This is a genomic window from Paraburkholderia eburnea, assembly GCF_002917095.1.
GTDB lineage: Bacteria > Pseudomonadota > Gammaproteobacteria > Burkholderiales > Burkholderiaceae > Paraburkholderia > Paraburkholderia eburnea.
Map to the genome: position 1 here is coordinate 283059 of NZ_PQGA01000007.1, position 11771 is coordinate 294829.

Annotated in this window: 10 protein-coding genes and 1 rRNA gene; 9 read left to right on the plus strand and 2 right to left on the minus strand. The window is 63.1% G+C overall.

Translation table 11 applies throughout. From position 1 onward, the window contains the following. Positions 1 to 9: 9 nt before the first annotated feature. The 6 genes from B0G62_RS16025 (at position 10) to B0G62_RS16050 (ending at position 6828) form a co-directional block, all read left to right on the plus strand. Positions 10 to 954, plus strand: a complete 945-nt coding sequence (locus B0G62_RS16025; RefSeq protein WP_103705179.1) for an SDR family NAD(P)-dependent oxidoreductase — start codon at positions 10 to 12, stop codon at positions 952 to 954. Next, on the plus strand, positions 951 to 1853 hold the full coding sequence (locus B0G62_RS16030) for a metal-dependent hydrolase (RefSeq protein WP_103705180.1): 903 nt from the start codon (positions 951 to 953) through the stop codon (positions 1851 to 1853). Before B0G62_RS16025 ends, B0G62_RS16030 begins: the two co-directional genes overlap by 4 nt. Before the next feature lie 54 nt (positions 1854 to 1907). After that, positions 1908 to 2801: an alpha/beta fold hydrolase gene (locus tag B0G62_RS16035; RefSeq protein WP_103705214.1), complete on the plus strand. Its 894-nt coding sequence runs from the start codon at positions 1908 to 1910 to the stop codon at positions 2799 to 2801. 62 nt (positions 2802 to 2863) lie between these two features. Further along, entirely contained in the window at positions 2864 to 3913 is a 1050-nt protein-coding gene (locus B0G62_RS16040) for an alpha/beta fold hydrolase (protein ID WP_407671178.1), read from the plus strand. 132 nt (positions 3914 to 4045) lie between these two features. Then, entirely contained in the window at positions 4046 to 5809 is a 1764-nt protein-coding gene (locus tag B0G62_RS16045) for an AMP-binding protein (protein WP_103705181.1), read from the plus strand. A gap of 77 nt (positions 5810 to 5886) precedes the next feature. Further along, complete coding sequence (locus tag B0G62_RS16050) at positions 5887 to 6828, plus strand: DUF1571 domain-containing protein (protein ID WP_103705182.1); 942 nt, start codon at positions 5887 to 5889, stop codon at positions 6826 to 6828. A gap of 317 nt (positions 6829 to 7145) precedes the next feature. Here B0G62_RS16050 and B0G62_RS16055 read toward each other — a convergent pair whose 3' ends face one another. Continuing rightward, positions 7146 to 7760: a thioredoxin fold domain-containing protein gene (locus tag B0G62_RS16055; protein WP_103705183.1), complete on the minus strand. Its 615-nt coding sequence runs from the start codon at positions 7758 to 7760 to the stop codon at positions 7146 to 7148. 445 nt (positions 7761 to 8205) lie between these two features. Here B0G62_RS16055 and B0G62_RS16060 point away from each other — a divergent pair, with 445 nt between their 5' ends. The 3 genes from B0G62_RS16060 to B0G62_RS16070 all read left to right on the plus strand — a co-directional run bounded on the left by B0G62_RS16060 (position 8206) and on the right by B0G62_RS16070 (position 11600). Continuing rightward, positions 8206 to 9246 carry a glycosyltransferase family 2 protein gene (locus B0G62_RS16060; protein WP_103705184.1) on the plus strand — a complete coding sequence of 347 codons (1041 nt, stop codon included), beginning with the start codon at positions 8206 to 8208 and terminating at the stop codon, positions 9244 to 9246. Between the two features lie 102 nt (positions 9247 to 9348). Then, a complete protein-coding gene (locus B0G62_RS16065; RefSeq protein ID WP_103705185.1) occupies positions 9349 to 10488 on the plus strand; it encodes a DegT/DnrJ/EryC1/StrS family aminotransferase in 1140 nt (379 codons plus the stop codon). Next, positions 10485 to 11600 (plus strand): glycosyltransferase family protein, encoded by a 1116-nt coding sequence (locus tag B0G62_RS16070; protein WP_103705186.1) that lies wholly within the window; start codon positions 10485 to 10487, stop codon positions 11598 to 11600. Before B0G62_RS16065 ends, B0G62_RS16070 begins: the two co-directional genes overlap by 4 nt. Positions 11601 to 11677: 77 nt before the next feature. On the opposite strand, the gene rrf is transcribed toward B0G62_RS16070, so the two are convergent. After that, positions 11678 to 11771, minus strand: a 5S ribosomal RNA gene (gene rrf / locus B0G62_RS32710); the annotation flags it as partial.

Consider the following 11771-nt stretch of genomic DNA (forward strand, 5'->3'; position numbering starts at 1 on the left):
GAAGCCAACATGAAGCACTTCGACAACAAAGTCGCCGCAATTACGGGTGCCGGCTCCGGCATGGGCCGCTCGCTCGCCGTGCAGCTTGCCGGCGCGGGCTGCCATCTCGCGCTGGCCGACAGGAACGCCATCGGCCTCGCCGAGACCGAGCGCATCGTGCGTGCGCTGGCGCCCAATGTCCGCGTGACGACGCGCGAACTCGACGTGAGCGATCGCGACGCGATGTTCGCATGGGCCGATGAGGCCGCCGCTGCGCATGGCCGCGTGAATCTCATCTTCAACAACGCGGGCGTGGCGCTGTCCAGCACCATCGACGGCATGTCGTACAGCGATCTCGAATGGATCGTGAACATCAACTTCTGGGGCGTCGTGCACGGCACCAAGGCCTTTCTGCCGCATCTGAAGGCGTCGGGCGACGGCCACATCGTCAACACGTCGAGCGTGTTCGGTCTGTTCGCCCAACCCGGCATGAGCGGCTATAACGCGACGAAATTCGCGGTGCGCGGCTTCACGGAATCGCTGCGCCAGGAACTCGACATGATGCGTTGCGGCGTCTCCGCGACCTGCGTACATCCGGGCGGCATTCGCACCAACATCGCCCAGGCGAGCCGCGTGGCGTCGAACATGGTCGGCTTCATGGTCGCGAGCGAACAGCAGGGCAAGGACGAATTCGAGAAGTTCTTCATCACCACCGCCGACGACGCCGCTCGCACGATTCTCACCGGCGTGCGCCGCAACGCGCGGCGCGTGCTGATCGGGCGCGATGCGCGGGCCGCCGACTGGCTCGCACGCTCGCTACCCGCCGCCTACCAGGCGCTCGTCGTGATGAGCGCGCGGCGCGAGGCCGCGAAGGCGCGCAAGCGCGCGCGGCGTGCCGAACGAGAGGCCACGCTGAACGGCACGGGCCGCACCATGAACAACAACGCAGGCAAAAATCAGGGAGAAACAGCATGATCATGCCGGTACGACGCGACGTTCGTTTCGCGTTACCGCCCGAAAGGGCTTGCGACTGGCACGTCGAAGGCGTGCCGGTGACGCACTTCTTCAACGCGCTTTCGCTGCTCTTTCCGGCTGGTGAGCGCTTCTTTATGGATGCGGTTCGCCACTACCGCGACCGCATCGAAGACCCGGAGCTGAAGAAACAGGTGATGGGCTTCATCGGCCAGGAAGCGATGCACACGCGCGAGCACGTCGAATACAACGACCTGCTCCAGGCCGCCGGTCTGCCCGCGCACAAGCTCGACAAGCGGCTGTGGGCAATCCTCAACTTCGCGCGCAAGGTGCTGCCGCCGTCGCTGCAACTCGCGCAAACGGTGGCGCTCGAGCACTACACCGCGATGCTCGCCGATCTGCTGCTCGCCGACACCGGCACGCGCATCGAGGGCTCGGTCGAGGGCTACAAGCAGATGTGGCTCTGGCACGCACTGGAGGAAACCGAGCACAAGGCGGTCTCTTACGATGTCTGGAATCGGGTCATCAAGCCGGGACCCAAACGCTATCTGATGCGCACGGGCATGATGCTGGCCACGACGCTGCTGTTCTGGCTGATCGTGTTCGACTATCACCTTGCACTGATGCGCCGGCACAAGCGCCGCATCGGAAAATTCAGCGGATACTGGCGGCTTTTCAAGTTCCTTTATGGGCCGCGTCATGGCGTGTTTCCCGGCATCGCGATGGAATGGCTGCGCTTTTTCAAGCCCAGCTTCCATCCGTGGGATCACAACAATCGTAAGCACCTCGAACGGATAAGCAGCCTCATCGAGCAGATCGACGACACCAACGCGCAGTACGCCGCGCAGGCCGCGCCGCGCCGTGTGCCCCTGCATGCGGCCGGCACGCCGCGCGCGGCCTGAGCGGTCATGCGTACGCAATGCGATGCGCCGCGCGGCGGCGGGCGCGACTATGAAATGCCCGCCGTGGCTGCGCTGTCTCGCGAGACCGAGCGGCTCGACGTCGTCTCGGACGGCGTGCGGCTCGCCGTCTATGTCAGCGGGCCGCGCGACGCGCCGCCCATGATCCTCGTGCATGGCTATCCGGATTCGGCGCGCGTCTGGGAGGGCATGCGCCGCGAACTGGAAACGCGCTATCGCGTGATCGCCTACGACGTGCGCGGTGCGGGCGCATCGGCGGCGCCGCGCGCTCGTGCGGACTACAAACTGGCGCAGCTCGCGCGCGATCTGATTGCAGTGGCCGACGCGACCTGCGGCACACAGCCGTTTCATCTGGTCGCGCACGACTGGGGTTCGATCCAGTGCTGGGAAGCCGTCGCCGATGCGGCCAACGCTGCGCGTATCGCCTCCTATACGTCGATCTCCGGGCCTTGCCTCGATCACGTATTCCGCGCGCGGCTGAGCGTGGCGCAGTCGCTGCGGTCCTGGTACATCGCGTTCTTTCATTTGCCGCTTGTGCCGCAACTGGTCTGGCGTCTCGGCGGCGCGGCGCTGTGGCCGTGGTGGCTGCATCGCACCGAGGGTGTTCGCGCGCAGCGCGATCCTGCTCAATTGCGCAACTGTATCAACGGTTTGCAGCTCTATCGCGCGAACTTCATCGCATGCGCGCGTGCGCCGCGAGAGCGTCGCACTCAGGTACCCGTGCAGCTCATCGTGCCGCGCTTCGACCGCTACGTGACGCCCGCGTTGGTTGAATGCGCGACGCAATGGCTCGGCCGCCATCGACGCGAGATCATCGACGCGCCGCACTGGACCGTAGTGCGCGACGCGCCGCTCATCGCCGCGCGTGTGCAGCGCTTTATCGCGTGGACAAAGCGCGAGGAAGCCCGCGCGGTCTCTCTCGATCTATAACCATTCTGTTTGTGGAGAATCGCGTGAACGCCATCGCCCTGCCCTCGTTGACGGGAACTATCGTGATCGCCGCCATCGCCTCGATTGCCGTCGCACTCGTGTTGCTGATGCTTTTCACGCGGCGCGCGACGCGACGCATCGAGCAGGACGTGCCGATGGACGGCCGTGTTGTCGACGTCGATGGCGAGCGTCTGCATTACGTCGAATTCGGCAGCCCCGACAAGCCGCCGGTCGTATTCGTCCATGGCCTGTGCGGGCAGATGCGCAATTTCGCTTATTTGCCGCTCGAAGCGCTGGCGCGCGAGCATCGCGTGATCCTCGTCGATCGGCCCGGTTCGGGTTATTCCACGCGCAGCGCCCGGGCGAGCGCGAGCATTCGCGCCCAGGGCGACACGATCGCGCGCTTCATGAAGAAGCTCGATTTGCAGGCGCCGGTGCTGGTGGGGCATTCGCTCGGCGGGGCAATCGCCCTCGCGGTCGCGCTCGATCATCCTGAAACCGTCGCGCGTATCGCGCTGATCGCGCCGCTCACGCATGTACAGACCGAGGTGCCGAAGGCGTTCCGCGCGCTCGTCGTGCGCTCGGGCGCCGTGCGCCGCTTTATCGCGCGCACCCTGGCGACGCCCTTCGGCCTTGCCACCAGTACGCCCACGCTTAAACAGGTCTTCGCGCCGGAGGTCGTGCCCGTGGATTTCCGCACCCGCGGCGGCGCGCTGCTGAGCCTGCGGCCCACCGGCTTCATCAACGCGTCGCTCGATCTCGTCGCCATCGAGGATGCCGACGATCTCGCGCAGATGGAGCAACGCTACGCACAACTCACCATGCCCGTCGATGTGCTGTTCGGGCGAGGCGACATCGTGCTGAACTGGAAGCGCCACGGCGACGCGCTGCGCCGCCGCTCGAAGCGCGTGACGCTCAAGGTCGTGGACGGCGGACACATGCTGCCCGTCACCGCGCCATCGACGACATTCGAATGGCTGCGCGCCGCCATCGCCGGCACGACGCAAGCCCAGGGCGAGCGCACCATCGCGATCGATCAGCACGACGGCGCCGAGGCATCGCCGTCGCCCGCCGTGCTGCAACGCCGCGCCGCGATTCAGGCGTTGCGATAGAGCGACTGCTCGGTACTAAAGCGTGCGAAGCGGGAGGTGAGCTTGTTATCGTGAATGGCGGCGGCGCGTGGCGGGATGCCCCTACACGCGCGCCATGCCGCGATTCACGACAAAAACAGATTGGAGACGACCATGGCAGCCCAACTGCAAGCGCAGACAGCGCAGGCGGATGGCGCGCGGCACGCCGCGCCCGATACCGACGGCATCTGGTACGCGTCTTACCCCGTCGGCGTTCCGCCGGAGATCGATGCTTCAGAGTACGAAACGATTACGCATTACTTCGACGAATGCGTCGCGCAGTTCCGCGATCGCGTCGCCTATGTGAGCGTGGGTTCATCGCTGACCTATGGTGCGCTCGCACGCAAGGCCGTGGCGTTCGCGGCGTGGTTGCAAGGCGTGGGCATCGCGCCCGGCGAGCGCGTGGCAATCATGCTGCCGAACACGTTCCAGTATCCCGTCGCCCTATTCGGCGCACTCAAGGCGGGCGCCGTGGTCGTCAACGTCAATCCGCTCTATACGCCGCGCGAACTCGCGCATCAGTTGAAGGACAGCGGCGCACGCGCCATCGTCGTATTCGAGAACTTCGCGAAGACACTCGAAGAGGCGCTGCCAGGCACGCGCATAGAGCATATCGCCGTGACGGGACTGGGCGATTTGCTCGCGGATGGCCTCAATTTCAAGGGCCGACTGCTCAACTTCGTGCTGCGACGCGTAAAGAAGATGGTGCCGAAGTACCGGCTTCCCCAGGCCGTGCGTCTGCGCGATGCGCTGCAAGCCGGTTCGCGCCGTACGCTGGCTCCCGCATTACGCACGAGCGGCGATCTCGCTTTTCTTCAGTACACCGGAGGAACAACCGGTGTCGCGAAAGGCGCGATGCTCACGCACGGAAATATCATCGCCAATGTGTTGCAGGCGAAGGCATGGTCGGCCTCGCAGCTCACCGGCGAGATCGAAACCGTGCTCACGCCGCTGCCGCTTTATCACATTTACTCGCTCACGGTGAATGCACTCATCTTTCTCGGGCTGGGTGGACGCAACATCCTGATCGCGAATCCGCGCGACACGAAGCGCATGATGATGATGCTGCGCCGCGAGACCTTCACCGGCATCACGGCCATCAATACGCTCTACAACGCCCTGCTCGACGACACCGACTTCTGCAAGCGCGATTTCTCCGCGCTCAAGCTCGCCATGGCGGGCGGCATGGCCACGCAGAAAGCCGTGGCCGAGCGCTTTAAGGCCGTGACGGGCCAGCCTATCGTCGAGGGCTACGGCCTCACGGAATGCTCGCCCATTGTCACAACCAATCCCGTCGAGCTGGGCAATATGCGCGATTTCGCCGGCTCGATCGGCTTGCCTGTACCGTCCACGCAGGTGCGTTTTCGTCGCGAGGACGGGACGTGGGCCAACGTGGGTGAGGCCGGCGAGCTGTGCGTGAAGGGGCCGCAAGTGATGCTCGGCTACTGGAACCGGCCCGACGATACGGCCCAGGTGCTCGACGCCGATGGCTGGCTCGCGACCGGCGACATCGGCGTGATGGACGCACAGGGCTTCATCCGTCTTATCGACCGCAAGAAGGACATGATCATCGTGTCGGGCTTCAACGTGTATCCGAACGAGATCGAAGAGGTGATCGCGATGCATCCCGATGTGCGCGAAGTGGCCGCCATCGGCGTGCCCGATCCCGTGCAGGGCGAGCGCGTTAAAGTGTTCGTGGTCGCGCGCGATCCTTCGCTCACGGCTGACGCGCTGATCGCGCATTGCCGCCTGCAGCTCACGGGTTACAAGGTGCCGCGCGCGGTGGAGTTCCGCGACGCGCTGCCGCAAACCAACGTCGGCAAGATCCTGCGGCGCGCGCTGCGCGACGAGGAAATGGCGAAGCAGCGCGTGAATTAAGCGTCGCCGTGAGTTCCGTCTTTGCCGTTCTGCTTTTTCGCTTCATTCAAACAAGCACTGATACAGGGAGACAAACCATGAAAACGATGAATTCACAGACAGTTGCACGCGCAACGACACGGCGCACGTTGCGCGTTGCCGCGCTGGCGCTCGCGCTAAGCTGCGCCACGGCGTTCGCACAGGACGATGCGAGTACCGATGCCGGCGCGCCGCAGGCCAGCGCGGCCAGCCCGTCGGGCAACGCCGCTGCGCAAGTGAGCAAGCTTTCGGTCGATGAACAGGTGAAATGGCTGCAGCACGCGCAAAAGAGCGGCGCGCTCGTGAAAATGGATGACGCGCAACTCACCGCGCTTTTCCAGGCGTTCGACCCGCTCGTGGTGCCGACCGTCATCAAGCTCGGGCCGTCGGGTTATCCGTCCTATGAATTCACGCTGTCGCGCTGGGAGCGCCTGAACGGCAAATGGCCGGGCAAGCCCGCGCATATGCTCGTGAAGCTCGAACACGATCCCCTGCGTATCTACGCGAAGTGGCTGCCCGATGGCGAGCATTCGGGCGAGGAAGTGATCTACGACGCCTCGAAGAAGCCCGACGAAATGTACGGCCATCTGGGCGGCCTGCTCGGCGTCATGCCGATGTGGACGGCGCTTGACGGCACGCTCGCGCGTGCGCAGTCGAACCACAAGATCACGGATCTGGGCACGGAATTCATCGTGAGCCAGTTCATGACGGACGCGAAGAAGTACGTGGAAGTGGGCGCGTCGTATAAGCCCGATGTCGAGGTGAAGACGGTCAACGGCGTGCGCGTGGTCGCGCTCACCTATGTGTCGCCGAGCGGCAAGCCGCAGTTCTATGCGAAGAAGCAGACGCTTGGGCTCGATCTGCGTCATCCCTACTTCCGGACCGTCGAAGCCTACGGCGACGATGGCCAGATGTTCGAGAAGATTGTGATCGACGGCATCACGCCGAAGAGTTTCGACGCTGATGCCTTCGACCCCAAGAACCCTGACTACAAGTTCTGACGTGCGCGCAAGGTGAGCATTTTCGGGAGCACAACGACGGTGATGAGGGCGGCCTGTGTCGCCTTCACCGCTTTAAATTGCGGCCGGATTGCGTGGGTTGCGTAGGTTGCACATCGTTAGTTTCACAAACTGTAGGGCGGGCGGGCATTCGGTGAGCGCGCGACTCGACTGCCCGCTCACCTCGCTTGTCTTCGCACTCCGACTCCTGGAATTCCTCACCATTGCCGGATTGCGGTGACCTCGCTGTACGTCGATGCGCTCACCCTGCGGGCACTTCTCCTGGAACGGCTCACCATACTGGGACTCAAGCCGGCGGCTTAGCGATACTTCTGCAATTCCGGGGCCGTGACCGGCTGCGCCGGCAGGTTAAGGATGCCCGGCAGCATGCCGAGCTTGGGCAGGCCATCGAGATCGGCCCAGCGGCCGCCCGAGCCCTGATAAATGATCGTGGGCGTGCCTTCGAAACCAAGGTCCTGGAACAGTTGCATATTGCGGTCAATCTGCGTCTGCGCGCTCGCCGGAACAGGCGCGAGCGGTGCGATGCCGCCCGATTCGTCCTTCTCGGAGTAGTGCGTTTCCAGTTCCTTCAGGAGTGCGGCACGGTTCTTCGACTGCAGCAGCGCCGCAGCCTTGCCCGCCGAATCGGGCTTCAGGAAGCCCATCGGAATCCAGTGGACTTGCAAACCCGCGGCTTCATACGGTTGGAGCGCCTTCCATACCAGGTGACAGAAAATACAGTTGGGGTCCATGAAGACGTATAGCGTGGATTTCACGTTCGCTCCGCTCGCGCCTTCGACGATGGCGCTCGCCTCCTGCAGACGAGGGGCGGCGCTCGCGGGCAACCATGCCGGCTCGTCGGCGGCCATCACCGGTGCGCTACCCCACGCGCTCAGCGCGCTGGCCGCGATCAAGCTGTAAATCCACTTCTTCATTCATCACCTCGGTAGTGCTGCGCGCGGGCCCACAACAGGCGCAAGCCCCGACGCGAAGCCCCGTATCTTATGGCGCGGCGGTGGCATGCCCCTGACACCAATATGGCGTACGTGTCAGGGACGCGTGGAATGGGTGAGGGTTTGCGGGAGCCGATGAAACACGGCGAACGCTTCGCGATAGGCAAGTGCATCAGAATTTTTTCTGACGGTGAGCGAACTAAAACGCGTGGTTGCGCACGAACGTGGCCACGCCGCGATGCCGTTATGTTGAACAGCCCACATACCAGCGCGGATTGCGGTGGCATCTGCCGCCGGCCATGCGCTATAAGATTACCAACTACTTTCATTTTGCTATCAACAAAAACATCGGCATAAGTCGTTGTTTCGCTGCACCGCGCAGACCGGCACGTCGCAGACAACGGACAACGAAGAGGGGGTTAGGGCAGTGAAGGCACTCACCATTGTCATCTGTAGCTACAACTACGAGCGGTTCCTGCGCGAGGCCATCGATTCGGCGCTGGCGCAGGAACCGCAACTCACGCAGGTCATCGTGATCGACGACGGCTCGACCGACGGATCGCACGCAATCATCGCAAGCTACGGCGATCGCATCATCCCCGTGCTCAAGGCCAATGGCGGGCAGGCCAGTTCGTACAATCTCGGCCTCGAGATGGTCGACACGGAATACATCCTCTATCTCGACTCCGACGACGTGCTCTATGACGGAGCAATCGCCCAGGTCGTCGAGGCCTTCGAGCACGGCAATTACGGTAAGGTGCAGTTCACGCTGAGCGTGATCGACGGGCAGAGCCGCCCCACCGGCGCGCGCGTGCCCCATTCGCAACCGCCCGCCGAATGCGGTGCGTTGCTGCGCAATGGCTGGCTCTATCCGTCGCCGCCCGCATCGGGCAACGCGTACCGCGTGAGCGCGCTCAGACGCATCCTGCCGTTGCCGCAGGCGACGCGACGCGGCATCGCGGCCGACTTCTTCGCGATCTATGGTGTGGTGCTGGTCGGCAAGGTCGGTGTGATCGACCGTCCACTTGGCGGCTATCGCGTGCACGGCGCAGCAGATCAACCCGGGGCAAAGCCCACCGCACACGCGTCGCTATCGATCGCGAACTCTCAGGATGTCGCCGAAGTCGTGCGGGCATTTCCGCAGCGCTGGCAAGCCCTGCGCGAACTGGTGAACGAACGCCTGGGCGAGCAGCTGCCCGAACAGGCGATGGACTTCTCGTACGAGAAGGCGCACCTGTGCATGCAGGTCTACGAGGCGCAGTGGTCGCGCCGCTGGCACTGGATCGTGTTTGGATCGCGCCGCTACTTCCGCTCGATCCTCTCCAATCCGTTCTGGACGCTACGCAAGAAGTTCTCGGCCATCGCGCTGACGCTCCTGTGCCTGTTGCCGCTGCGCAGCGTGAGCGATCACGCCATACGCTATATCGCCAACCCGCTCGCGCGCGGCACCCAGGATCATCGGTCCTGAGGTGTCGGTTCCGATTATTTCGCTAGTGCAAATTAATCTATTCGGTATCCTTAGTAAAAAGATCCGGATTCGGTCAATCCCGCGCCTGGAGGGCCAGCCATCATGATGAACGACACGAAAGCCGCCGTTGTACCCGTTACCCAGCCCTTTTTGCCGCCGCTCGAGGAGTTCATGCCCTGGCTGGAACAGATCTGGAAGAATCGCTGGGTCACGAACGATGGTCCGCTTCATCATCAGCTGGAGCAGGCACTGTGCGAGCATCTGGGCGTCGAGTACATCAGCCTGTTTTCGAACGGCACGCTCGCGCTGATCGCGGCGCTGCAGGCGCTCGACATCACGGGCGAGGTCATTACCACGCCGTTTTCGTTCGTCGCGACCACGCACGCAATCCACTGGAACGGTATCAAGCCCGTATTTGCCGATATCGATCCGGTCAGCCTCAATCTCGATCCTGCGCGCATCGAGGCAGCGATCACGCCCGCCACGCGCGCCATCATGCCGGTGCATGTCTATGGCAATCCGTGCGATGTCGAGGCCATCGAGCGAATCGCGCAGCGCCATGATCTGAAGGTGATCTATGACGCCGCACATGCATTTGGCGTGCGCTTTCGCGAGCGCTCGATCCTGAGCTTCGGCGATATGTCCGTGCTGAGCTTTCATGGCACCAAGATCTTTCACACCTTCGAGGGCGGTGCGATCGTCTGTCGCGACGCACAGATGAAGCGACGCATTGACCAGCTGAAAAACTTTGGCATTCAGGACGAGGTGACGGTCATCGGTCACGGCATCAACGGCAAGATGAACGAAGTCCAGGCGGCGTTCGGACTCGTCCAGCTTCAGCATGTGGACGCGACGCATGCAGCGCGTGCACGGATCGACCAGCATTATCGCGAGCGTCTGGCCGGCGTGAAGGGGCTGCATCTGCATCGCATGCTTGCGGATAGCAGTGCTAATTACGCGTATTTTCCGGTGCTCGTCACGCCCGAATTTCCGCTGAGCCGCGACGAGCTCTATGCGGAATTGCGCGCGCGGCAGATTGCGGTGCGTCGTTACTTTTATCCGCTAATTAGCGCATTTCCCGCCTATTGCGATCTGGCGTCAGCGGTGCGCGAAAATCTGCCGGTGGCCGAACAGATTTCGCAGCAGGTTCTATGTCTGCCGATCTTCCCGATGCTTGAACGCGAGGTGCAGGATCGCATCATCGATATCGTTCTGGCCACGGCGGTTGCCCGGGCGGCATGATGATGCGCCGCCTCGCCCCAGGCGCGCCGCGCGCGCTGCTATCGCCGTTCACCAACACGACGAACCCGTATATCGATCTGCAAAAACAGTTGCTGCGCGATATCGGCTATGACGTCAGGCCGCTTTCGATGCGCTATCTGCTGGGCGGCGGCATCGTCGATCTATTCAGGCGTTCGAACCTGCTCATGCTGCACTGGATCGAGCTGCGTGCGTTTATCGACAATGGCCAGCGCGTCGTACCGCGGCTGCGAGGGCTGCCGGTGGTGCTGCTGTATTGCGCGCTGATGGCGTTGAGCCGTGCGAAGGTGGTGTACGTCGTGCACGATCACGCGGTTCACAATGCGCGTGGCGTTGTGCGGGCATTCTCGGTTGCGCTGATGTCGCTCGTGCGCAGTCTCGCCGACGTGCGTATCGTGCACGATGAGCATTACGTCGCACGGTTTCGCGCGCAGTATCTGCCGCATCCGCTGTATTGGGATGTGCCGGGGCGCGCGGCACGCGCATTGCGTGGCGCTTCACCCGCCCCCGCGTTCGCGATTCTCGGCACGATCGAACCGTATAAGGGCATCGCGGAATTACTGGCGGCCTGGCCTCGTGGTCATGCACTCACCATCGCCGGGCGTGGTCAGGCTGCCTATGTGGCTGCGTTGCATGACATTGCGCGGAAGCGAGATCTGGTCGGGTATGTAACGCTCGATGCGCGCTTTTTGAGCGATACGGAGTTCGATACGCAGCTCGACGCTACCGATGTGTTGATCCTCCCGCACGTGGCAGGGTCGATGCTGGTGAGTGGCGCGTTCTTCGAAGCGATTGGGCGGGTGCCTGTCGTGATCGCACGCGCCATTCCGTTCATGCGCGACATGGCGGCTCAATTCAGTAATGTGCTGCTGTTCGAACGGGAAGACGAGTTGCCTGGACTCGTGCGTTACGTGACGGCAAATTGGCCGCGTTTGGCTGCGCCGGAAGCGACGGCGGAGAGCCGTCAGCAGGCGATCGGTACATTCGGCTGGGAAATTTGCCGGCAGCGTTACGCGCAGAGTTTTGATACGTCGATTGGCGACGAGGATGTGCCGCTAACGCGTCGTGAAGCTTCGGCTTCAACTCGCGATTAGGTTTTTCACGCGCGCAAACGCCAGAACCCCGGCTCTCACTGTGGAGAGGCCGGGGTTCTGGACGGACTGCATAAGAAGCCTGACGATTACCTACTTTCACACGGGCAATCCGCACTATCATCGGCGTGGAGTTGTTTCACGGTCCTGTTCGGGATGGGAAGGGGTGGGACC